Source organism: Halosolutus amylolyticus (assembly GCF_023566055.1).
In the GTDB taxonomy this organism is placed as follows: domain Archaea; phylum Halobacteriota; class Halobacteria; order Halobacteriales; family Natrialbaceae; genus Halosolutus; species Halosolutus amylolyticus.
On the sequence record NZ_JALIQP010000003.1, the window covers coordinates 89,736 to 111,242 of the forward strand.

The window sequence follows — 21,507 nt, forward strand, 5'->3', positions numbered from 1 at the left end:
CGACCCCCGACCGACCACCCGCTGATCGCCGGATTTTCGTCTCCGAAATCGCAAGAAGATTAGTCACCCGGCCCTTCTCCGGACACATGAGCGATCCGCGGGTCGTCACCACGCTCGACGCGTTTCGCGCCGTCGTTCGGGAGCGCAACGTCGCCGACGAGTCGACGACTCGCAGCGGACTCCGGGTCCCGATCGAGGTCCGGGTCACCGTCCCCGATCCGTTTCTCGCCTACCGCCGGGCCCGATCGGACGGCGGGGGTGCGTTCCTCGAGACGACCGGCGGCCAGCCCGGCTGGGGGTACTTCGGCGTCGACCCGGTCGATCGGCTCACCGTCGGCCCAGATGCAGTACCGCGAACCGCCGGCGACGAGTCGCCGACGCTGGCCGCCCTGGAGGGACTCCTCGACGGCGATCGGCTCGCCCGCGGCGACTGCGACGTGCCCTATCCCTGCGGGGCGGTGGGCTGGCTCTCGTACGACGTCGCCCGCGAACTGGAGTCGCTTCCCGAATCCGCCGTCGACGATCGAAGCCTCCCGCGGCTCGAGGTGGCCGTCTTCGATCGGCTGGCGGCCTGGGAGGGACCGACGGGCGGCGACGCGACGCTGCGGATAACGGCCTGTCCGCGTGTCGATGCGAGCCCCGACGACGGGGCCACGGCGGACGACGCCGGCGACGGAACTGCGGCCGACGAGGACGCCATCGCCGCTATCTACGATCGCGGCCGGGAGCGTGCGCTCGCTCTCGCGCGAGCCGTCGTCGACGGCGATCCGGCGATCGGCGAGCCACCGGTCGCAACCCGGGAAGCGACGTTCGAGAGCGACTGCGGGCGGACGGCGTTCGCCGACCGGGTCCGGCGGGCGAAGGCGTACGTCCGGGACGGTGACACCTTCCAGGCGAACGTCTCCCAGCGGTTGACCGCGCCCGCCGCGGTCCACCCGGTCGCCGCCTACGACGCCGTGCGGCGTGTGAACCCGGCACCCTACTCCTGTCTGCTCGAGTTCCGGGCGGTCGACCTGGTGAGCGCGAGTCCGGAACTACTGCTCGAGTGCGAGGAGCGACGCTTCGCGGCGTCCCCGGGCGGATGGCGAGAGCGCGACGGCGGCTTCGTCCGGACGGAGCCGATCGCGGGCACCCGTCCGCGCGGGGCGACCCCCGAGGCGGACGCCGAACTCGAGGCCGACCTCCGAACCGACGAGAAGGAGCGCGCGGAACACGCGATGCTGGTCGATCTCGAGCGAAACGATCTCGGGAAGGTCTGTGAGTACGGCTCCGTTGCGGTCGAGGAGTACCGCCGGATCGATCGCTACGCCGAAGTCATGCATCTCGTCTCGAACGTCACGGGGCGACTCCGGCCGGACGAAACGCTCGCCGATGCGATCGCGGCGGTGTTTCCCGGCGGGACGATCACCGGGGCCCCGAAGCCGCGGACGATGGAGATCATCGACGAACTCGAGGCGACCCGTCGCGGCCCGTACACGGGAAGCGTCGGGATCTTCGGCTTCGACGGTCGTGCGACGCTGAACATCGTCATTCGGACGCTCGTCCGCCAGGCCGACGAGTACCACCTCCGGGTCGGTGCGGGGATCGTCCACGACTCCGATCCCGATCGGGAGTACGACGAGACCCTCGACAAGGCCCGCGCGCTGATCACGGCCGTCGACGAGGCGCTGGGCGAGCGGGCCGAACTGGAACTCGAGGCCGTCGGCGAATCGGAACCGGAGCAGGCCGGCGAAGACGGGGGCGAGTCCGGTGACTGACGCCCCGACTCGAATCCTCGTGGTCGACAACTACGACTCGTTCGTCTACAACCTCGTCCAGTACGTCGGCGAGATCGCCGACGAGGTGATCGTCCGACGCAACGACGCGATCGACCTCGCGGATCTCGCGGCGATCGACCCGACGGGGATCGTCGTCTCGCCGGGACCGGGGACGCCCGCGGCGGCCGGGATCTCGATCCCGCTGTTCGCCGAGACCGAGTATCCGATTCTCGGGGTGTGTCTCGGCCACCAGGCCCTGTGTGCGGCACACGGCGCGCCGGTCGTCCACGCGCCCGAGGTGGTCCACGGGAAGCCCTCGGCGGTCAGCCACGACGGTGAGGGGATCTTCGCGGATCTGCCGGCGGAGTTCCAGGTCGGCCGCTACCACTCGCTCGCGATCGAGCGGGCCGACCTGCCGCCCTCGCTCGTCGAGACGGCGCAGACGACCGACGAGCGCGGGGTGCTGATGGCGGTTCGACACCGAGAGAAGCCCCACGTGGGGGTCCAGTTCCACCCCGAGAGCATCCTCACGCGGACCCACGACGAGGGATGCGACGCGGACGTGAGCGGAACCGCGGATGGGGACGGTGACCCGGCCGGGAACGGCATCTCGCTCGCGATCGGCAAACGACTGATCGGGAACTTCTGCGAACTGGCCGCCGACCACCAGCGGCGACGGCCGGAGGGAGAGCGACGATGACCGAGAGCGATCCCCTCCTGTACCACGTCGACGGCGATCTCGTGCCCGCGAGCGAGGCGACAGTCAGCGTCGACGATCGGGGCTTTCGCTACGGCGACGCCGCCTTCGAGACCTGCCGGGCCTACGGCGGGACGATCTTCGCGTGGGACGCCCACGCCGATCGGCTCGCCCGGACCTGCGAGGCGCTGTCGCTCGATCACGGACTCTCGGCCGACGACCTGCGCGCGCGGATCGACGAGACCCTCGCGGCGAACGGGCTGGAAGACGCGTACGTTCGACTCTCGATCACCCGGGGGATCCAGCCCGGCAAACTCGACCCACGGCCCGAGGTCGACCCGACGGTCGTGATCTACGTCACGCCGCTCCCCCGCGGCGGCACCGCGGGCGAGTCGGTCTGGGACGAACCGGCAACGGTCCGGACCGTCGAGACGCGCCGGATCCCCGACGCGGCGATCCCGGCGGCCGCAAAGACGCACAACTACCTGAACGGGATCCTCGCGCGGGCCGAACTCCGCGGGACCGACGCGGACGAGGCCCTCGTCCGTGATCTCGACGGGAACGTGGCGGAAGGGGCCACGAGCAACCTCTGGTTCGTTCGCGAGGGAACGCTCCACACACCGACGACGGACGGCCCCGTCCTGCCGGGGATCACCCGTGCGATCGTCCGGGAACTGGCCGCCGAGGCCGGGATTCCGGTTCAAGAAGGGGCCTACGCAGTCGCGGACGTGCGCGCGGCCGACGAGGCCTTCCTCACGAACCGTACCTGGGAGCTACGGCCGATCGCGTCCCTCGACGGGGGCGCGATCGGCGGCGGCCCCGTCACCGATCGGCTGTCGCGGCTGTACGACGAGCGCGTCGAGCGGACGTGTTACGAGTGATCGCGGCCTGCGGCCGTCGTACGCGCGATCGGCGGCCGGTCCGGCCGCCACTCCCGTACCGTTAAGGTCCCGTACGCCCCTCGTCCCGTATGCCCAGTCCGACGTTCTGGAGCGCGTTTCGGCTCCTCGGCGGCGTCTTGCTCGTCCTCAGCGGCCCGTACGTCTTCGTCGTTGCGGGAAGCCGGCTCTTCGGAGTGCTCTGCGTGATCCTGGGGCTCGTCTGGATCGTCAGGGAGGGGCCACGACTGTACCGGACGCTTCGATCGGAGCCCGGGTCCCCGTAGGTCGAAATCGTGCCGATCGCAACACCGGCTGGCCGCCGATCGATCGGTCCATTTCTGGGGTGCCGCCTCCAACAGGTTCAAGCGGCACACCGTCCGATTTCGGGCCGTGTTCTCCGGAGAACGACGACGGCTGTTCGACGTCTGGCGGCGGGTGTTCGACCTCTCGTGGCCGGTGATGGTCGAGCAGTTCCTCCGGACGCTGATGCGGACGACGGACGTCGTCGTCACGGGGCTGTTCTCGCCCGCAGCGGTCGCCGCCGTCGGCCTCGCCGACCTGTACGCCCGATTGCCGCTTCGCATCGGGCTCGGTCTCGGTAGCGGGGTGATCGCCCTCTCGAGCCAGGATACGGGCAGCGGCGCGACCGCGAACCGGGACGAGGCGATCACGCAGGCGATCCTGATCGGCGCGGTCGCCGGGCTCCCGTTCGTCCTGTTCGGCGTTCTCTTCGGCCGGTGGGCGATCGCGATCCTGGGGGCCGAGACGGACGTCGCCCGCATGGGCGGGCTCTACCTCGCGGTCATCTTCGCGACCAGCCCGGCCAGACACGTCACGCTCGTCGCCGCGCGATCGATCCAGGGGGCCGGCGACACGCGGACGCCGATGTACGTCAACGGCGTCTCGAACACGCTCAACATCGTCGGGACGCTGGTCCTCGGGTTGGGGCTCGGTCCGGCCCCGCGACTCCACATCCTCGGCGTCGGCATCGCGACCGCGTTCGGCAACGTCTTCTCCGCGGTCGTGCTCGCCGGTGCGATCTGGGGACCGTGGACGCCCGCCGGGTTCGTCCGGCCGCGCCAGTGGACGATCACCAGGCAGTTGCTCGCGATCAGCGCCCCGCGGATCGCCGAGGGGCTGGTGACGACGGCGATCGAGTTCCCGTTCAACTCGATCCTGCTGGTCTTCGGGACGGAGGTCAACGCCGGCTACCAGATCGGCAGGCGCGTCTACCAGCAACTTACCGGCCCGCTGTCGCGGGGGTATCGCACCGGGACGAGCATCGTCGTCGGCCAGACGCTCGGCGACGGCGACCCGGCGGGGGCGCGGTACGACGGCTGGGCCGCGGCCGCACTCGGGGTCCTAACAGTCGGTTCGCTCGGCGTCGTCCTCTTCGTCGGTGCCGAGCCGCTCGTCTCCCTCTTCACCGACGATCCGGAGACGCTGTCCGCCGCGGCCGGCTTCGCTCGCGCCTACGCGCTCGCGGCACCGGTCACCGCGCTGTACATCGTTCTCGCGGGCGCGCTCACGAGCGGGAGCGACACGCGGACGCCGTTCGTCGCCCGGGTCACGGGCATGTTCGTCGGGATGCTCGGCGTCTCGGCCGTGGGCGGCATCGCGCTCGGCTACGGCGTGCCGGCGGTGTACGCGTCGATCGTCGTCTACTACGTCTGGGCCACGTGCTACGTCGTCCTCGGCTACTACCGGGGTGGCTGGGTCGACCGTACGCAGGCGATGATGGACGAGCGCGGCAGTACGCCCGGCGAGGACTGACGGAGGGAAACGTCGGGACCGTCCGACTGGGCCCCGCGTCAGTCCCTGGACTCGGGTGCCGATCGGAGTCCCTCGCTCGAATCGGTGGGGACGTCGAGCAGTTCCAGGTCCGTCCCCGCGAGGTCGAGCGCGAAATCGGTGCCCAGTGCGGTCGCCGGGGTCTGGAATCCCTTCGGGACGCGGCCCTCGCCGTCGAGGACCCGCTCGGCCGCGCTCACCGCGGATTCGGCCGTCAGCGCGTAGGGGTTCGGCGTCCCCAGTCGGCCGCGGGCGGTCCGCCCGGTCTCCGTGTCCCGGACCTCGCCCCAGACCACTGCGGTGTCGGTCGCCAGGTCCCGTTCGCTCGGGCCGTCGACGGCGGCGTCGATCGCCCACTCGAGGGCTCGCTCGATCGGCCGCCGATCGACCAGCCAGCCGAGCGCGGTCGCCAGTCCCAGCGCCCGTCTCGCGGCGGGCGGGACGGCGACGTACACCGCGATCGACTCGACGCCGGTGCTGTGCGCTGCGGTGACGACGTCGCCCCATGGAGCCGTGACGGCGGGTTCGGGACCGTCTCCGAAGTCGATCTCGCGGGTCCGGAACGCCGCCGGAACCTCGACGAGGCGGCCGTTTCGACGGACGACGCCGTTCCCGAGCAGGTCGAGGATCGTCCGGGCCGTTCCGCGGGAAACGGAGACGGAGCCGCTGATCGCCAGCGTGAGTTCGTCGGCCGCCGGCACCTGGTCGTGGAGGACGGCGGCCAGACAGTCCGAGGGGACGACGTCGAAGCCGACGCCGGGCAGGACCGTGATCCCCGCCTCGCGGGCGTCCGCGTCGTGCTGGCGGAGCCGTTCGAACACGGGGAACTCGCCGGTGATGTCGAGGTAGTCCGTCCCGGTGGCGAGACAGGCCTCGAGCAGCGGATCGGCCGTCTCGGCGAACGGGCCCGCGCAGTTCAACACCGCGTCGAAGCTGTCGATCCTGGCGGCGACGTCGCCAGCGAGGTCGAAGGTCCGGGCCTCGACGCCGAGTTCGTCGGCCTGTCGGCGTACCTGCCGTCCGTCCCGACCGGCGACGACGGGCGACCCTCCTCGTGCGACGGCTTCGCGCGCTACCAGCCGACCGGTGTAGCCGTACGACCCGTAGACGAGGAGGGAGTCCATAGCTGGCGTTGGTCGCTGGGGATGTTAACAGTTGTTGGTAATGTGATTTACTTTATTCAGTCTGACCGACCTGGACACTGTGGAATCCTTGCCGGTCATTGTTCGTTTGTCAGTGCTCCGACTTCGGCTTTTCTATCTGTTTCTTGATATTAGTTCCATCTGGAATGACTGGCTTCACTCGAAGCTCTCCGAAGCCGTACTTCGAGTGGTTCCCGACGCGGGTGAGGCCGGACATTGCAGTCTCTACCGGGCGGTCGCCGTCGTAGCCGACGACCACGCCGTGATCGACGGTCTCCAACTCGTAGACATCTCCGCCCTCGATGACCTTCTCCAGCCGCTTCCGGAGTTGCGCTTCGTCGTCTACGCTCCACCACCAGGGGACGTCCACGTTGTTCGCCTTCGGGTACTCCGACCGGAGGACGAACGGTGTCACGAGTTCGAGGATGAACTCCTCGCCGTCTTCGAGACGCGAGTAGTCCAGCGACTCCAAGTCAACGACCTGCGTGTCTATCAGCGTGGTCGTCCCGTAGCCGTAGTTCCGTTTACCGCCGAACTGGTGGCCGTCAAGCGGGTGGTCGGCGTTCACCGACCACCTATTCCGTGGCGGCGAGGCCGCCACGCTGTCCTCACCGAGAGGCAGAACGTCCGGGTTATCGGCGTGCAAGTAGGCGTTCACGTACCAGCGCGTGGTCTGCTGTTGTTTCCGAGCGTCGTCGGGCCGGCCCATGATCGTCTCGTGAGCCAGCGCGGGCATTCCGCTCTGGAACCGGATGTCGTGGGCGTTCAGCCCGTCGCGGGGTCGGGTATCGAGTAGCCACGGATTGTCGGGGCACCGGAAGAGGAACAGGTCGTCGTAGCTCTCCACGTCGGGAAGCGACGACCCCATGTACGGGCGAATTCCGCTCTGTGAGTGCTCTTCGGGGAACGTTCCAAACTGACCGGGGACGAACATCCCGTGACTGGCGTTGATATGCCGGTGGACGTCATGCTCCAGCTGCATCCCGAGCGCGTGGTAGATCGCGTTCCCCGAGACGTAGTACGGGTGGCCGAGGTAGTCCATGTCGAGTTCCCAATGAATCTGCTGGATGCGGGTCACGCGTTCTCCCTTCGGGTTTCGAGATCCTCGATGTACTGGAGCGCGGTGCTCCAACTCCAGATTCGCCGGAGGTTCGCGTCGAGTACCATGTCGTGCTTGTCGTGGTTGACATCGAGCGGGTGTTCGGTGAGGCGCTTCCACGCCGACGCCCACGACCGCCACGGGCGGCTTCCAAGGCGCGCCCACGGGTTCCAGTCCCCGCTCTCGTCGATTCGAAGCGCGAAGCGGTCGCCCGCGTAGACCGTCCGGTGAGGCACGACCTCCTCGGTGTCGTCCACGACCAGGAGGAGATCGGCGAACTCGTGACCGACGCGGTAGTTGTCCAAGAGCGCCGCCACGAGCAGCGTGTGGTACTTCAGGCTGGTGTACGGGTAGTAGATGCTCTCGTTGAAGCCGCTCGCAACGTCCGACGTGAGCCACGCCCGATGCATCGCCTCGGGGTCGGAGCCCGTCAGCAGGTCGGTGATGGCCTCAGAGAGACGCGGGCGTGAGAGCTCCTCGGAGTCGTAGTGAGAGGTGCCCGTCAGCAGCGAGAGCCGGTAGTGCGTCTCGTGGTTATCCACTGTCTGTTCGGGCTTCCCGTTGGGCCGTGAGAGCGCCGACGCGTCGCCGTCCGCGCCGTGCGGGACGGTCCGGTTCACCGGGACGCCGTGAAAGGTGTCCGGGGCGTAGTCATGCGTCTCGCCATTGAGCTTGTGGGCGTCGTGGCGGTAGGCCGCGACCATCACGTCCTGGCCGCCGTCGCTCTGGAAGTCGCTGAGGGTGACGTTCTCGCCCATCTACGGCCCCTCCGCGATGCGCTCTTCCAGCGCCTCCACGAACACCGGACGGTACTCCTTGGCCCACTGTTCGTCTTTCTCGCCCATCTTGTTCGTGTTGCCCTTCCCGCGGTCGAAGACGCGCTTCAGTTCGCGCTCTTCGTACAGCGGATTGATGAAGTGGCAATCGACGATCCCCGCGCCGAAGTTGCGAGCACCACCGAGCTGGTGCATGAAGTCCGTCTGGTGCCCATCCAGGAAGTCGATCCCCTCCGCGAGCAGACCGATGAACTCGGGCTTCGTCTCCCGGAGTGAGAGATGCCAGCAGCCGTCCAGATTCGCCACGGCGTCGATTTCTGCGTTCCGAAGCGGTTCGCGGTTATCTTCACGATTCCGAGAAACGACGTTCCGGTTGAGCCGGCGGTAGTGGCCTTCGGCCTGTCCGCGCGTGTAGTCCACGCTGGAGCGGACGGGGTTAAATTTGATCGGGCGACGCATCACCTTTCCCGGCTGGTTGCCGAAGCCACCGAAGAGGTCGAAGACCACACATCCGTCATTCTCTTTTGGGTCATCGACGCACGCACCCTTCTCGTGGTAGCCGTCATCGAGATCACGCTCGTAGACGCCGTCTTTCATGAAGTTCGCGTTGGACTCGCCGGGGTGGCAGGCGGTGCCGTCGTACTCGTGGACAACGCGCTCCATCCCATGGCGAAGCCACCCAGAAAGAGGAAACGCCGGAATGATCCCGCCGATCTGGTTTTGTGGATCGGTGTCCTCGTAGTTACCGTTCGAGGCGTGGTGTCTGTCAGTCATGATGCTGTCACCGACTACCAGTAAGTCGGTCTGGATTCGCACGAATACGTCGCAATCGATGTCTTCAATCATGGTGGCCCAGTTTCGTGACCTGATCACGTTTAAAGGTCAGCGAGTATCGAGTGCGTTCTTCAGGGCGGAGCGAAACGGCGCGGAGGTGCTGGCAGAAAAGTTCCGTAGTAGATGGGGGGTAGAGACCTCATGTCGAGTAATCAAGAATCGGTTTCTGCCACAGTCGGGTTCGAGTCAGATTGAACACCGGCTGTTCCTGTTCGGCTACGCGGTGCTGCTGTACAACATGTGGACGGTGGCGAACGCGATTGGTGCCGACCGGGACGACGATCACGACCTCAGCGAGGACGGGAAATACTGGAAGACGGTCGTGTTCCTGAGTAACATGATTGATGACCCGGCGTCACTCGAAATTGGGGAAGTTCCCGAGGGAGAGTTATCAGAATTCATCGAGATGATTCAGAGCGATTTTTACTTGAAGTTCAGCGTCTGAAAGAGTTCGTTTCCACTCACCCCTCGAGCTGAATAACATCACCTACATTGCCAACTACTGTTAAAGGGTCGGCAGACGAGCGGCCCCGACACGGGACGGTCCGGCGTACCGAAATGTTCACCACGGGTGGCGCGTAATCGAGGGCCGATGGCGGCCACAGACCGGATCACATCGCTTTCGGACGTTCCCGACTCCTCCACGTTTTGCTTTCGCGTCCGGAACGGGAACGACGACGAACGGGAGGCGATCCTCGTCAGGGATGGCACCGACGACGTCGCGTGCTGGCTCAACTACTGCCAGCACTTCACACACATCAATCTGGACAAGGGATCGGGCGCACCGATGCGCGACGGCGAGATCGTCTGTGCCAACCACGGGGCGTACTTCGACGCCGACTCCGGACAGTGTACCTTCGGCCCGTGTGAAGGCGCGTATCTCACGGCGATCGACGTCGCCGTCGACGACGGCGTCGTCTACCTGACCGACGAGGCTTACGAGTTCGTCGGACCTGGCCCGATCGAAACCGACGACGCCGATCGCACCTCGACGTCGAACGTCGAATTTTGAGGCCTACCGAACGGCGGCCGGGGAGACGAGGTCGCGTTCCTGATCGTACTCGAGCAGGCCGGCGTCGACCAGTCGCGGGAGGTGGTCGTGATACAGCGAGATGTAGACGTCGGCGACCTCCTCGGCGGAGAGTTCCCGTACCTTCCGGCCGGTTTCCCGGACGGCGACCTCCTCGGCGGCGTCGGGGAGGGTGAGCTCCTCGCCGTAGGTGGCCATCACCTCGAGCAGCAGGCGACGACGACGGCTGGCGAGGAGCGAGAAGGCGTCGTCGACTGCGTCTGGCGACGTCTCCTGCGTATCGAGCCAGTCGAGGACCGAGAGCACGAGATCGACACAGTCGGACTCGGGATGGGACGAGGCAGTCATTCGTATTCTCCCCGGGAGTCGTGGGCGACCGTGGCTTGAGACGAGACGTGGCCGGTGGGACGAGATGCGGTCGCCGATCGCTCGCGGGTTCGTATCGGGTTCTCGACTCGCCGGTAAATATGCGTGTCGAATCGGGTTGAGATCCGCCCGGACCACCAGCGATACGAGTCGGTCGGGACCGGGACTGTCGGCGTTCGGACCGCGAGTGGCCGTCACTCGATCGTCAGCGTCGGTTCGTCGACGCTCTCGCTCTTGCAGTCGGGACACCGCGAGGGGCGGTTCAGCAGGTCGTCGAAGTCGTCGAAGCCACACTCGCGGCAGGCCGGCGGGGCGACGAGGAACTGCTCGTCGGTCCCCTCGATCGATCGGGCGACGTGTTCGACGTGGTCGAGCACCGCCTGTGGCGTCAGATCGAGCCGCGCGGCCAGTTCGTTCGGCGTCGCCGGCTCGGCACGGAGGGCGTCGGCGAGTCGCTGTCGGGTCGTTTCGTCGGCCTCGCGCATACACGAGTGTTTCGCTACTGGGTGTTATAGTAGCAACTGAAACGATGCACACACTGATCGCGACGCCGTCCTGCGAGCAGGTGTGCAGTGACTTTCAGTTGTTACTATCGCTCTTCGGCAGTCACCGGCGACGGAACGTGAGCCCGTCGGCACTCACGGCCACCCGGCGCGTGGCGACTCGAGAAAGGGTAAGTGACTTACATCCAGCGGGTGAATCGAGGCGCATGAAGGCCGTCGTTCTTGCTGGCGGATACGCGACGCGAATGTGGCCGATCACGAAACATCGGCCCAAGATGTTCCTCCCGATCGGCGACTCGACCGTCGTCGATCGCATCTTCGCCGAACTCGAGGCCGACGAGCGGATCGACGAGGTCTACGTGAGCACGAACGAGCGGTTCGCGCCCGATTTCGAGGCCCACCTCGCCGACAGCGAGTTCGCAAAACCGCAGCTCTCGATCGAAGAGACGACCGCGGAAGACGACAAGTTCGGCGTCGTCGGCGCGCTCGCCCAGTTGATCGATCGCGAGAACGTCGACGACGACCTGCTGGTGATCGCCGGCGACAACCTGATCAGTTTCGACGTCGCCGACTTCCTCGACGACTTCGAGGCGAACGCCGCACCGACGCTCGCCGCCTACGACGTCGGCTCCCGCGAGAAGGCAAAATCGTACGGCCTCGTCGAACTCGAGGACGATCGCGTCGTCGACTTCCAGGAGAAGCCCGACGACCCGAACAGCACGCTCGTCTCGATCGCCTGTTACGCGTTCCCCCGGGAGTCCCTCGACCTCCTCCCGACCTACCTCGAGGAGGGGAATAACCCCGACGAGCCAGGCTGGTTCGTCCAGTGGCTCCAGGACCGGGAGCCGACCTACGCCTACACCTTCGAGGGCGCGTGGTTCGACATCGGCACCCCCGAGAGCTACCTCGACGCCGTCGCGTGGCAACTGGACGGCGAGTCGCTCGTCGACGACTCCGCATCTCTCGAGGACGCCACGATCGGCGACAACGTCCACGTGATGGACGAGGTCACCCTGGAGAACACGAACCTCGACCACGCGGTGATCTTCCCCGGGGCGACGGTCCGCAACGCCGACATCCGCCGCTCGATCATCGACGAGGGGACCCACCTCGAGGACCTCGACCTCGCGGGGGCGCTGATCGGGGCCCACACGACGATCACGAACGGCTCGCCCCGGTGACGCCGCGCCTGCACACCGGGTCCGAGCCGCGGTATCGATCGCCGCGCCCGGTCCCGGGCGGCAGTACAGCTTTATATCTCCCGTGTGATGGCTGGAACAGTCGGCTATGACGACCCCACAGGCGGTCCTCGATCGATACGCGGACGGGACGCCCGTCCGGGCCCTCGCCGACGCGTACCGATCGCTCGATCGGTGGACCGGCTCCGACCCGCTATTACTGGTCGCGGAAGCCGCTGCCTCGACGACCGGCCAGCGCTTCGTCGGCGGGATCGTGCCGAGCGTCGAACGGTTTCGCGACGCGTTCGTCGAAACGGATCGCGTGACTCGCTTCGCCGACCTCGCCGCGATCGACCTCGCCGACGACGACCTCGTCGCGGCGTTCGGGGCACAGCGCAAGCGCCACGTCCTCCTCGAGACCGCGTCGGTCCTCGCCGATCGGCCCGAAGACGACGACCTCGCGGCGTTGCAGGCCTGGGCGGCGACCGCGGACCACTACCGCTACGAGGCGGACCCGATCGGCTCCATCTCCGGCGTCGGCCCCGCGACGTTCCAGTACCTCAGACAGCTCGCGGGCGTCGACACGGTCCGGCCGGATCCGGAACTTCGCCACCTCGTCGACGCCCTCGCCGACGACCTCCCGTCCGCACCGCTCTCGACCGCGACGGCGCTGCACACGATCGCCGCCGGCGAGTGGCTCGCGTACCGGACGCACTACAGCCCGCTCGAGATCGATCGGATCGCGTGGTGGACGTTCACCGAACCGGACGACCGCGAGGCGGTGCTCGAGGCCAGCGGTGTCGCCCTCCCGTCACCCTATAGTAGCAACTGAAAGTCAATGACACCTGATCGCAGGACAGCGTTGCGACCAGTGTGTAACTCGTTTCAGTTGCTACTCTAGATCGCGGTCAGTTCCTGCGCTCGATCGAGCCCAGTTTCCATCTCCGTCTTCGCCGTCTCCAGCTGTTCGACGACCTCGTTCGGTAGCTCCATCCGATCGGCGAGTTCGAGCAGCGTCTCGACTTTCGTGATCTCGAGGCGCTCGATCGCTCGCGCCAGTTCGGCCTCGACGAGGATCGTCGATCGGTCGGGAGAACGGGCTGGTCCGGTCGACCGGCCGGAATCCACTCACCCCAGCTTCGCGTCCGTGATCCGGATCGTCCCCCGGGTCCCCTCCCACTCGGGTTCGTACTCGAGATCGATCGCCCGATCCATGTGCGGGCCGTCGACGACCAGCGTCTCAGAACCACCTTTTTTGCGCTCGGGTCGGCGAAGCCGACCACTCCCGCAAAAAATCTGGACCAAAAAACGCCGCTCGATCGCGTCACTGCGGCGCTTTGCGCCGCATGCTCGCTCACTCGCGGTACGACAGCTGGTCACTCCAGCCGAGCGTCCGTCACCCGAATCGTCCCCCGCGTTCCCTCCCACTCGGGTTCGTACTCGAGATCGATCGCCCGATCCATGTGCGGGCCGTCGACGACCAGCGTCTCGAACTCGCCGCCTTCCCCCAGGATGTGGACGCCGTACTCCTCGTTGAGCCGTTCGAGGTCGGCGAGCGCCTCGCGATCGAGTCGCCGGCCGAGCCACGACTCGTCGAGCCCGTGGGCGGCGACCCGGATGATCCGGATGTCGAACCCCGCGTCGAGCATCGCGTCGGCGAGTTCTCGGGGATCCTCCTGCCAGAGGGGCGCGAAGAGGTCACAGCCGAGCCGATCGCACATGGCCTCGATCCGGTTCGTCTGGTACTCGCTCTCGACGGCCCCTGCGGTGACGCCGGCGATGCCGCCCGCGAGGTCGTCGTCGAGGGCCGCGAGCGCCGCCTCCAGGGGCTCGAGTTCGTCGTCGCCCTGGGCGCTCGCGTCGATCGTCGACTCGGCGTCGAAGTCGTCGGGTTCGACGTCGACCAGCGGAATGCCGATGCTCTCGGCCGCCAGCCCGGCCAGGTCGGTCGCCGGGACGTGGTACATGTAGGAGTCACCGGTCGGGTGGACGGTGACGAGTCGCCGAACGTCGAGCCCCCGTTCGAGCGCCCGGTACAGCGCCCACGCGGAGTCCTTGCCGCCCGAGAAGAGACTGACCCACGCGCCGTCTGTCTCGCTCATGGTGGTGACTGGGGGCTCAGTGATAAAGGAGTGCCGAGTCGGGCCGGCGCGTCACTCCTCTCGGCCATCCGGCCGATCGGCGTCGGTACCGGTGTTCGCGTCCTGCCGATCGGATTCGGGGTCGTCGTCGCGAGTCGCGGTGTTGGCCGGCGGGCGCGTCGGGTAGTCGGCCGTCGGACCGCCATCGGTGAGTTCGGAGCCGGCCTCGCCGCCGTCGGTCACCTCGCCGCTCTCGACGGTTCGGCTGAAGTGCGACGCGACCTGCGCGCCGACGAGACTCACCGCGATCGCGGTGACGACGAACAGCGCCAGCCGCTCGCCCGCAGTCACCGTGAAACTGTCGACCGAGAGCACGCCCTGCTCGATCGCCGGGACGACGAGCGGTTCGATCACGCCCTGGTCTTCGAGGAAGTACGCGGAGAAGCCCCGGACCACCAGTCCGACGGCGACGACGATGAACGGGAGGTTGAGGTACGAACTCCGGATCGGTTCGTCGTCGATGATCTCGTCGAGCAGGCGACCGGCGCTCGCGGTGAGGGCGGCCATCGCGAGCCACGGGACGCTGTCGAAGGCGAACTGCATCGCGGGGATCAGGACGCCCGGCCGGTTCTCGAGGCCCGAAACGGCGAGTCCGCCGGCGAACAGGCCCATGAGCGTCAGCCCGGCGGCGACGACGTAGGTGACGACCGACACCTGACCGGAGTACAGCGATTCGCGGACCTGGTGGGCGAGCCCGGTCAGGATCTCGTCGACGTTGAATCCCTTGTAGAGCAAGAAGAGCCCGATGACAGTGGTGATCGCGGCCGCGCCCTCGGCGGGACCGGCAAAGGCCGCGAGCATCGGGAACACCAGTAGCGTCAGCCCGATCGGCACGAGCACGGTCTGGCGCAGTTCCTCGTCCGCGAGGAACTGCTTGAGCAGGTAGTAGGTCGACTCGATGTCGCGCGCCTGCCGGACGACCACCCGATCGACCGAATCGACCTGGACGCGGCTCTCGACGATCGGCACCAGGCGCTCGTCGTCCGCGCTGTCGATGACGACGATGGCGGAGTCGGGGTCGTGGTCGTCGATGAGGTCGTCGAGCTGGCGTGCGACGGCCCGATCGGCCGAGACCATCGACTCCCGGTCACCGGAGACGACGGCGACGACGACCTCCTCGTCCTCGTCGCGGAGGCTCTGGGCGACCCGGAGCGTCTCGAGCAGGGTGTTGACCCCCGAATCTTCCGGATCCGCGAGGCCGACGTCGGTCACGAGCGCGCGGACTGCCTCCCAGCCGACGACGGGCGACCGGAGACCGGTCTTGCGCCCGACGTCGTCGGTCCGGTCGAGACAGACGACCAGCGTTGTCACGATAGGCGTTCCATTCTGTGCAACGATAAAACCACTTACTCGTTCACCCGTCCGCGCCCGATCGGCGTCTCCCCCGCCGGTCACGGTCGAGGGCCCGTTCGGAGTCGGTCAGGTGCGCAGACGGAACTCGCGATCGCGTTCGTCACCCAGCACGGCACCGGAGATTCCCGCACCGAGCGCGTACGCGACGCCGCGGGCACCGGCCCCGACGCGGGCCATCAGCGGCCGTTCGGGTTCGAACTCCTCGACGGTCACCTCGTCGGTGTCGAGCCGATCGGCCAGTTCGCTCTCGAGGTCTCGACGGGTGCCGAGATGGTCGACCAGCCCCATCTCGGCGGCGGTCTCGCCGAGGTAGATTCGGGCTTCCGTCTCGCGGATCTCTTCGGGATCGAGTTCGCGGCCGTCGCTGACTCGTTCGACGAACGTCTCGTAGTAGTCGTCGATCAACCCCTGCAGGTACGCGCGCTCGTCCTCGTCCATCTCCTTGAGCGCGGTCCCGGCGTCCTTGTACTCGCCCGCGGCGAACCGCTCGTAGGAGAGGCCCACCTTCTCGGCGAGGTCGCTCGCGTTGACCCGCGAGCCGATGACGCCGATCGAGCCCACGATGCTCGCGTCGCGGGCCCAGAGTTCGTCACAGCCGCTCGCGATCCAGTAGCCGCCGCTGGCACAGACGTCGGTCGTGTAGGCGATCGTCGGCCCGTCGAACCGCTCGGCGGCGAGTTTGATGTCGTCGCTGGGGACGACCTCGCCCCCCGGCGTGTTGAGCTTCAGCAACAGCGCCCGTGCGTTCTCGTCCTCGTCGGCTCGATCGATCTGCTCGACGATGTCGTCTGCCGGCGTCGCCCGCGGGCTCGACGGAAGCGGCCCACTGCCGCCGTCGCGGGTGATCGGCCCCTCGACGGCGACCTCGGCGACGTCGTACCCCGGGAACTCCGAGTCGGCGATCGACCCCGCGATCCGGAGGCCGATCCCGACGACGACGAGCGCGGCGATGACCCCGAAGAGGTCCGCGAGCGTCGCCGGGTAGGCCACGAAGAGGGCGAACCCGATCACGGCGAACGCGACGCCGCCGGCGAGTACGATCACCAGCCTGCCGATTCCCTCGCTACTGACCACTGGAGACACCTCGGTGCATACCGGTGGCTGGGGGTGCGGTCCCGTTAAGTCTTGCCGGTCCGAGAACGGCGTAGCGGTCGATCGACGACCTACAGCGACGCGTCGGTTTCGACAGCGTCCTGTTCGTCGCGGATCGGATCGTCCCCACCGGCCGCCTCGGCCGATCGGGAATCGCCGGTCAGCCGCGGCCGCGCGTACCCGTCCCACCAGTCCCGGGCGACGTTCAGCCCGTCCCTGAGGAACGGGCGCGGATCGTCGGCGACGGCGTAGTCGAACCGCGGTTCGCGAACGATGGAGGTCGCGACCTCGCGGAGTGCGGGTCCGAACGCGGGGCGCTCGACCGTCGGGTACTCCTCAGCGAGGATGCTGTGCAGGTAGCTCACCTCGCCCCGGAGCAGGTGGCCGCCGACCCCGACCGCGTAGGTCGGCCCCGGCTCGATCGGTTCGTCCATCGCCATCCGCCAGTAGTAGTACGGGAAATCGGCCCCGACGCGGACCGAGAAGGGAAGCGACGACCAGAACCGGGGATTGATCTCCATCAGCTTGAATTCGTCCGTCTCGGGATCGCGCAGGAACTCGACCATCGCGAGGCCGTGCCACTCGAGTTCGTCGAGCAAGGACCGGCCGGCGTCCTCGAGTTCGGGAATCGAGACCGACTCCCGGTACGCGCTCGGCCCGCCGCAGTACTCCCAGCCGCGGTGCTGGCAGTGCTGGAACGTCGCGACCGGCTCACCGTGGTCGTAGAGGGCGAAGAAGCCGTACTCCCGCGAGTCGGGGACCAGTTCCTGGACGAGCGGCTCGTGGCCGTGCCGTTCGATACTGGCGGCGACCTCCGGCGGACTCCCGGGCGTCCGGTAGACCGTCGACCCGATCTCGCAGTCGGCCTCCGGGCCGAGATACTCGGGTGCGGCGACCGTGTACCGCGGTTTGACGATCGTCTCGCGCTCCCAGTCGGTCCATTCCGACAGCAACGTGGTCTCGGGGGTCGCCACGCCCGCCGCCTCCGCGGCCGCGAAGAGGTCGACGCGGTCCTGGACCTGCCGGAGGGTGTCGAACGTCGGCCACGGCGTTGCGACGACATCGGCGAACGCCGCCCTGTTCGCCGCGAGGACGTAGATGTCCTCTTCGCGAACCGGGATGATCGTCCGGACGTCGGACCGCTCCGCGATCGAGAACAGCGCCTCGCCGTACGCGGACAGATCCGCCGCGGGATCGGGTAACTGGACGAACTCGTCGCAGTATCTCGAGGCGGCAGCCGGTGTCGTCGCGCGCTCCGATCCGACGATCGTCCCGACCCCGCGCGGACGCAGCGAGCGCAGGCAGGCGACCGTGCTCGGGGCGTCGATCCCCGGCACGAGGACGCTCGCGTCGTCCCTCTCTCCGTACATGGTCGATGAAAACGAGTCCGAGGATATTATTATAAGTAGACTAACTCGCGTCGGCCCGCTGGCGGCCGATTCCGGCGCGAACGCAGTGCGGTAGGAACGGACTACGGGCGGCGGAACGGAGCCCGTTCCCGCCGCGCGTCACAGCTCGTGACGACGATAGCAAACCGTCGCCAGCCGCCGTTTCGTTCGGCTCTGTCGCCGTGTAGGCTCGCGATACGATCGCGGACACGGGTCGAAACGGGTGGGGAAGCGTCGCGAAAGCGACGAGCCAGTTCGAAGGCGCCGACGATTCACGATGCGGTCGCTCACGAGGGAAGCGAAAACGGCAGAGACACAGGTGGACGAACCGAGCTAGAGCAGTCCCGTCTTCTGGAGTTTCATCAGGTCCTCGGTGTCGAGGGTTTCGCCTTCCTTGAACTTCTGATAGATCTCCTCGGCCTCTTCTTTGGCCTCCTCTTTCTTCTTGTCGCGCTCGGACTTGCGCTCCTCTTCTTCCTTCTTGTCCAGTTCGCGCAGGCGCTTCTGGACGCGCACGAAGTCCTCGTGGTGCTGGTCGGCGGCCTCCTGGGCCTCCACGAACTTCTCGTGCATCTCGTCGGCCTCGTCACGGATGTCGTCGGCCTCGCGGTAGGCCTCGATCATCTGGTTGTGATGTTCCTGGGCCTTGTCCGCGAGTTCCGTGACTTTCTGGTGGTGCTGGGAGGCTTCCGATCGGACTTCCTCGGCTTCCTCGACGAGTTCTTCCAGGTCCTCGTTCTGATCGAGCTTCTGCTTGCGCTCCTCGTACTCCTCGCGCTTGGACTCGATCTTCTCGATGAGCTCTTTCTCCTCTTCACTGGAGAGGACCTCGGTCTGCTGTTTGAACTCGAGCTGCTCGATTTCCTCCTCGAGTTCTTCCAGGTCCTTGCCCTCGTTGAGCTCCATGTCCGATTTGAGCTCTTCGACGCGGTCGAACAGCTCGTTGGCCTCGGCGTTGAGCTCGTTGCGCTTTTCCTTGTGTTCCTGGACGTCCTCGTTGAGCTCGTCGCGTTTCTCGCGGTGCTCCTGGGCTTCGTCGACCTTTTCGCGAGTCTTCGCGTTGAGCTCGTCGCGTTTGGACGCCCGCTCGGACGCCATCTGGTTCAGTTCGTTTCGCCGGTCTCGGAGTTGACCGGCCATCTTGATGAGCTGTCCTTTCGATTTGTTTTCGAGGTCGTCTTCTGTCAGTTCGATGTTTTTCGATTCGTCTACCATGTGTTAGTCAAACCTCTGTGCCATACCCGCACCGGGGCAGTGGCCGCCCGTCGCCGTCGAGAACCCGACCCGTCGGTCGAGCGGATTCCGTCGGGAGACGTGTGGCCGTGTAAAGCGACCGCTTACGATCTGCGAAACCTCGGTGAATAAGATTTCCTGTCATCGATCGTCGAGCGATACGCGCCCCGGTGGCGTTCTGGTACTGCCAACTACTGTCGCCTGTAATTTAAATGTACCGGTCACGAAACCCGTGAAAACCGTTAGCAGGGGTCCCGTTCTCCCGTGTTGGACTGTACCAAGGCAGAACGGGTGCTTATAAACTGTATCGGTTACGGACCGTTCGATCGGCCGTCGACACCTCGAGGTCGATCCGATCGGCGTCGGCCGGAATCCTCGCCGTTCCCGCACTCGCGGTTTCGAGCGGGCCGACGCTGACGGACGTCTCGCCGGTCTCGGTCCCGGCGCGCCAGCCGACGGTGGGTTCGAGGTCGTCGGTCGTGTCGTTACAGAGGGTGATGCCGACGCTGCCGGGTTCCGGCGGCCCGTCGAGGACGGCCTGGACGGGTTCGAACGACAGCGCGATCGCCTCGTAGGCCGCTTTCGGCTCGCCGTCCTGGGCCAGGACGCCCATCCCGCCACCCGGCGTCGGGTCGCGAAGCGTCGCCGCGGTGAGGACGCCACAGCCCCGGCGGCGCAGTGCCTCGGTCACGGTCTTCAGCGTCCGGGTCTGGTAGCGCTGGGAGTCCTCGACGTCGTTCGGCCGCCGGGCGGGAGCGGCCCGATCGAGCCCCGGCACCGTCTCGGGGTCGACGTCCGCGGTCAGCGAACCGGCCCCGAAACCGGTGACGATCGATCCGAACGACGGGTACCGATCGAGGAGCCAGTCCACGTCCGCGGGCGCGAGGTACTGCCAGCCCGGCGCGAGGTGGGCGGCGTCGGGATCGGTCCCCGGCGCGCCCGTGACGGGGACGACCGGCCGATCGTCCGGGAAGTCGTCGGCGATCGTTCTCGCCGCGTCGTGGTCGACCGCCGTCTGCCACACCCGGTACCGGAGTCGAAGCTTCGCGAGGAACCCCGTCCCGAGGGGGTCGGCGAACGGGTCCGTCGGCCGGTCCTGGACGCCGTACATCGCGAGACTCGGGTGGTGGCCGTACTCCCCCGCGAGCGTCGTCGCGAGCGTCGTCCCGCGGTCGACGTCGAGGTCGGGGCCGATCGCCGGGAGGTCCTGCCAGACGAGGAGTCCGGCCTCGTCGGCGGCCCGGTAGAACTCCCGCGGCGGAACGTGTGCGCGGGGGCGAACGATCGTCGCGTTCGCCTCGACCGCCCGCTCGACGTCGGTCTCCGGATCGCCGCCGGGGAGTCGCGTGAAGCCGCGGGCGGGGACCCGGGTCCCGTTGACGACCAGGCCGTCGTCGTCGCGCTCAACGTGACAGAACCCGACCGTCTCCTCGACGGCGTCCCCGCCGAGTTTCGCGCGCACGGTGTACCGTCGCTGGGGGCCGTGTCCGCGCGGCCACCACAGCGACGGGTCGCGAACCTCGATCGTCTTCGAGACGGTCACGCGCTCGCCGGCGGCCGCCGTGACCGGCGTGCGCTCCATCGAGGCGCCGCCGCGGAACCCCTCGGGGCGGACCGAGAACGTGACGGCGTCGTCGAGCGCCGCACCGGCGTCTATCTCGAGGTCGACCTCGATCGCGGCCCCGTCACCGTCCAGCCGCGGCGTCGCGTCGAGTCGTCGGCAGAACGTCCGGGGTCGGGATTCGACGGTCACGTCCCACCAGATCCCGGGCATCGCCGTCTCGGCCGGAACCTCGTCGGTGCCGTAGATCCCGTCGAACGACGACGGCGGTTCGCAGACGACGAGCAGTTCGTTCTCGGCGTCCGGCTCGAACTCGAACCGCGCCGGGACGAAGTGCGGTTCGTGTTCGCCCAGTTCGGTCCCGTTCATCCAGACCCGCGTCCGACCGTACGTCCCGCGAAGTTCCAGGAGCGCCCGTTCGATATCTCGCTCGCGCGGATCCGGGACGGTCGCCCGGTACGCGATCGTTCCGTCGTCTCGATCGGCGGCGAACGCGCCGGACCGGCCGGGAACGGTGACCGGCTGCCACTCGTCAACGGTGGGCGACCCGTCGGCTCCGATCGATTCGACGACCCCGCCCGTCCACCCGTCAGTCATTATCACGGTAGAGTGAACCGGGGGTAAAAATCACTTCCGACGTTTCATACGGATTGCTGTACCGATGTACCGGCACAACCCCCGCCCG

At 67.3% G+C, this 21,507-nt stretch carries 22 protein-coding genes and 1 pseudogene; 9 read left to right on the top strand and 14 right to left on the bottom strand.

All coding sequences use genetic code 11. From position 1 onward, the window contains the following. Positions 1 to 86: 86 nt before the first annotated feature. The 5 genes from MUN73_RS12970 (at position 87) to MUN73_RS12990 (ending at position 5,108) form a co-directional block, all read left to right on the top strand. Positions 87 to 1,757 carry an anthranilate synthase component I family protein gene (locus tag MUN73_RS12970; RefSeq protein WP_250140915.1) on the top strand — a complete coding sequence of 557 codons (1,671 nt, stop codon included), beginning with the start codon at positions 87 to 89 and terminating at the stop codon, positions 1,755 to 1,757. Next, positions 1,750 to 2,457 (top strand): anthranilate synthase component II, encoded by a 708-nt coding sequence (locus MUN73_RS12975; RefSeq protein ID WP_250140916.1) that lies wholly within the window; start codon positions 1,750 to 1,752, stop codon positions 2,455 to 2,457. The genes MUN73_RS12970 and MUN73_RS12975 overlap by 8 nt, the downstream gene beginning before the upstream one ends. Beyond that, positions 2,454 to 3,335: an aminotransferase class IV gene (locus tag MUN73_RS12980; protein ID WP_250140917.1), complete on the top strand. Its 882-nt coding sequence runs from the start codon at positions 2,454 to 2,456 to the stop codon at positions 3,333 to 3,335. The genes MUN73_RS12975 and MUN73_RS12980 overlap by 4 nt, the downstream gene beginning before the upstream one ends. An 89-nt stretch (positions 3,336 to 3,424) precedes the next feature. After that, a complete protein-coding gene (locus tag MUN73_RS12985) occupies positions 3,425 to 3,619 on the top strand; it encodes a hypothetical protein (protein WP_250140918.1) in 195 nt (64 codons plus the stop codon). Positions 3,620 to 3,794: 175 nt separating this feature from the next. Then, positions 3,795 to 5,108, top strand: coding sequence for an MATE family efflux transporter (locus MUN73_RS12990; protein WP_265339245.1), 1,314 nt, complete (start codon positions 3,795 to 3,797; stop codon positions 5,106 to 5,108). A gap of 38 nt (positions 5,109 to 5,146) precedes the next feature. Here MUN73_RS12990 and MUN73_RS12995 read toward each other — a convergent pair whose 3' ends face one another. The 4 genes from MUN73_RS12995 to MUN73_RS13010 all read right to left on the bottom strand — a co-directional run bounded on the left by MUN73_RS12995 (position 5,147) and on the right by MUN73_RS13010 (position 8,989). Next, positions 5,147 to 6,250 (bottom strand): saccharopine dehydrogenase family protein, encoded by a 1,104-nt coding sequence (locus MUN73_RS12995; protein WP_250140920.1) that lies wholly within the window; start codon positions 6,248 to 6,250, stop codon positions 5,147 to 5,149. A gap of 109 nt (positions 6,251 to 6,359) precedes the next feature. Next, the gene (locus tag MUN73_RS13000) at positions 6,360 to 7,346 is read right to left on the bottom strand and encodes a hypothetical protein (RefSeq protein ID WP_250140921.1); all 987 of its coding nucleotides are present in this window, start codon (positions 7,344 to 7,346) and stop codon (positions 6,360 to 6,362) included. Beyond that, complete coding sequence (locus MUN73_RS13005) at positions 7,343 to 8,125, bottom strand: DUF8168 family protein (protein WP_250140922.1); 783 nt, start codon at positions 8,123 to 8,125, stop codon at positions 7,343 to 7,345. The genes MUN73_RS13000 and MUN73_RS13005 overlap by 4 nt, the downstream gene beginning before the upstream one ends. Then, positions 8,126 to 8,989, bottom strand: a complete 864-nt coding sequence (locus MUN73_RS13010; RefSeq protein WP_250140923.1) for a hypothetical protein — start codon at positions 8,987 to 8,989, stop codon at positions 8,126 to 8,128. Position 8,990: 1 nt separating this feature from the next. Between MUN73_RS13010 and MUN73_RS13015 the strand changes: the two genes are divergently transcribed. Together MUN73_RS13015 and MUN73_RS13020 are read left to right on the top strand one after the other, a co-directional pair. Then, positions 8,991 to 9,422 (top strand): transposase, encoded by a 432-nt coding sequence (locus tag MUN73_RS13015; protein ID WP_250140924.1) that lies wholly within the window; start codon positions 8,991 to 8,993, stop codon positions 9,420 to 9,422. A 147-nt stretch (positions 9,423 to 9,569) separates the two neighbouring features. Then, positions 9,570 to 9,989: a Rieske (2Fe-2S) protein gene (locus tag MUN73_RS13020; RefSeq protein ID WP_250140925.1), complete on the top strand. Its 420-nt coding sequence runs from the start codon at positions 9,570 to 9,572 to the stop codon at positions 9,987 to 9,989. A gap of 3 nt (positions 9,990 to 9,992) precedes the next feature. On the opposite strand, the gene MUN73_RS13025 is transcribed toward MUN73_RS13020, so the two are convergent. Next, the gene (locus MUN73_RS13025; RefSeq protein ID WP_250140926.1) at positions 9,993 to 10,355 is read right to left on the bottom strand and encodes a DUF7344 domain-containing protein; all 363 of its coding nucleotides are present in this window, start codon (positions 10,353 to 10,355) and stop codon (positions 9,993 to 9,995) included. Between the two features lie 212 nt (positions 10,356 to 10,567). Next, positions 10,568 to 10,858: a transcriptional regulator gene (locus tag MUN73_RS13030; RefSeq protein ID WP_250140927.1), complete on the bottom strand. Its 291-nt coding sequence runs from the start codon at positions 10,856 to 10,858 to the stop codon at positions 10,568 to 10,570. A gap of 224 nt (positions 10,859 to 11,082) precedes the next feature. Between MUN73_RS13030 and MUN73_RS13035 the strand changes: the two genes are divergently transcribed. Both MUN73_RS13035 and MUN73_RS13040 read left to right on the top strand, forming a co-directional pair. After that, on the top strand, positions 11,083 to 12,057 hold the full coding sequence (locus MUN73_RS13035; RefSeq protein WP_250140928.1) for a nucleotidyltransferase family protein: 975 nt from the start codon (positions 11,083 to 11,085) through the stop codon (positions 12,055 to 12,057). 106 nt (positions 12,058 to 12,163) lie between these two features. After that, positions 12,164 to 12,886, top strand: a complete 723-nt coding sequence (locus MUN73_RS13040; RefSeq protein WP_250140929.1) for a hypothetical protein — start codon at positions 12,164 to 12,166, stop codon at positions 12,884 to 12,886. Positions 12,887 to 12,951: 65 nt separating this feature from the next. Here MUN73_RS13040 and MUN73_RS13045 read toward each other — a convergent pair whose 3' ends face one another. The 8 genes and pseudogenes from MUN73_RS13045 to MUN73_RS13080 form a co-directional block, all read right to left on the bottom strand. Beyond that, positions 12,952 to 13,182: a hypothetical protein gene (locus MUN73_RS13045; RefSeq protein ID WP_250140930.1), complete on the bottom strand. Its 231-nt coding sequence runs from the start codon at positions 13,180 to 13,182 to the stop codon at positions 12,952 to 12,954. Continuing rightward, a pseudogene (locus MUN73_RS13050) lies at positions 13,183 to 13,305 on the bottom strand (diphthine--ammonia ligase); the annotation flags it as partial. It abuts the gene before it with no gap. Positions 13,306 to 13,430: 125 nt separating this feature from the next. Continuing rightward, positions 13,431 to 14,156 (bottom strand): diphthine--ammonia ligase, encoded by a 726-nt coding sequence (locus MUN73_RS13055; RefSeq protein WP_250140931.1) that lies wholly within the window; start codon positions 14,154 to 14,156, stop codon positions 13,431 to 13,433. Between the two features lie 51 nt (positions 14,157 to 14,207). Next, positions 14,208 to 15,506, bottom strand: coding sequence for a DUF373 family protein (locus MUN73_RS13060; RefSeq protein ID WP_250140932.1), 1,299 nt, complete (start codon positions 15,504 to 15,506; stop codon positions 14,208 to 14,210). A 108-nt stretch (positions 15,507 to 15,614) separates the two neighbouring features. After that, complete coding sequence (gene sppA, locus MUN73_RS13065; RefSeq protein WP_250140933.1) at positions 15,615 to 16,622, bottom strand: signal peptide peptidase SppA; 1,008 nt, start codon at positions 16,620 to 16,622, stop codon at positions 15,615 to 15,617. 89 nt (positions 16,623 to 16,711) lie between these two features. Then, positions 16,712 to 18,010 carry a carboxylate--amine ligase gene (locus MUN73_RS13070; protein WP_250140934.1) on the bottom strand — a complete coding sequence of 433 codons (1,299 nt, stop codon included), beginning with the start codon at positions 18,008 to 18,010 and terminating at the stop codon, positions 16,712 to 16,714. A 351-nt stretch (positions 18,011 to 18,361) separates the two neighbouring features. Continuing rightward, entirely contained in the window at positions 18,362 to 19,243 is an 882-nt protein-coding gene (locus tag MUN73_RS13075; RefSeq protein WP_250140935.1) for a coiled-coil protein, read from the bottom strand. Positions 19,244 to 19,556: 313 nt separating this feature from the next. After that, positions 19,557 to 21,419, bottom strand: coding sequence for a glycoside hydrolase family 2 protein (locus MUN73_RS13080; protein ID WP_250140936.1), 1,863 nt, complete (start codon positions 21,417 to 21,419; stop codon positions 19,557 to 19,559). Positions 21,420 to 21,507: the final 88 nt, after the last annotated feature.

Excerpts from the sequence above, each read along its gene's own strand:
- MUN73_RS12970 (WP_250140915.1), top strand. The coding sequence starts at position 87 with ATGAGCGATCCGCGGGTCGTCACCACGCTCGACGCGTTTCGCGCCGTC.
- MUN73_RS12980 (WP_250140917.1), top strand. The coding sequence starts at position 2,454 with ATGACCGAGAGCGATCCCCTCCTGTACCACGTCGACGGCGATCTCGTG.
- MUN73_RS12985 (WP_250140918.1), top strand. The coding sequence starts at position 3,425 with ATGCCCAGTCCGACGTTCTGGAGCGCGTTTCGGCTCCTCGGCGGCGTC.
- MUN73_RS12990 (WP_265339245.1), top strand. The coding sequence starts at position 3,795 with ATGGTCGAGCAGTTCCTCCGGACGCTGATGCGGACGACGGACGTCGTC.
- MUN73_RS12995 (WP_250140920.1), bottom strand. The coding sequence starts at position 6,250 with ATGGACTCCCTCCTCGTCTACGGGTCGTACGGCTACACCGGTCGGCTG.
- MUN73_RS13005 (WP_250140922.1), bottom strand. The coding sequence starts at position 8,125 with ATGGGCGAGAACGTCACCCTCAGCGACTTCCAGAGCGACGGCGGCCAG.
- MUN73_RS13010 (WP_250140923.1), bottom strand. The coding sequence starts at position 8,989 with ATGATTGAAGACATCGATTGCGACGTATTCGTGCGAATCCAGACCGAC.
- MUN73_RS13020 (WP_250140925.1), top strand. The coding sequence starts at position 9,570 with ATGGCGGCCACAGACCGGATCACATCGCTTTCGGACGTTCCCGACTCC.
- MUN73_RS13025 (WP_250140926.1), bottom strand. The coding sequence starts at position 10,355 with ATGACTGCCTCGTCCCATCCCGAGTCCGACTGTGTCGATCTCGTGCTC.
- MUN73_RS13030 (WP_250140927.1), bottom strand. The coding sequence starts at position 10,858 with ATGCGCGAGGCCGACGAAACGACCCGACAGCGACTCGCCGACGCCCTC.
- MUN73_RS13035 (WP_250140928.1), top strand. The coding sequence starts at position 11,083 with ATGAAGGCCGTCGTTCTTGCTGGCGGATACGCGACGCGAATGTGGCCG.
- MUN73_RS13040 (WP_250140929.1), top strand. The coding sequence starts at position 12,164 with ATGACGACCCCACAGGCGGTCCTCGATCGATACGCGGACGGGACGCCC.
- MUN73_RS13055 (WP_250140931.1), bottom strand. The coding sequence starts at position 14,156 with ATGAGCGAGACAGACGGCGCGTGGGTCAGTCTCTTCTCGGGCGGCAAG.
- MUN73_RS13070 (WP_250140934.1), bottom strand. The coding sequence starts at position 18,010 with ATGTACGGAGAGAGGGACGACGCGAGCGTCCTCGTGCCGGGGATCGAC.
- MUN73_RS13075 (WP_250140935.1), bottom strand. The coding sequence starts at position 19,243 with ATGGTAGACGAATCGAAAAACATCGAACTGACAGAAGACGACCTCGAA.
- MUN73_RS13080 (WP_250140936.1), bottom strand. The coding sequence starts at position 21,419 with ATGACTGACGGGTGGACGGGCGGGGTCGTCGAATCGATCGGAGCCGAC.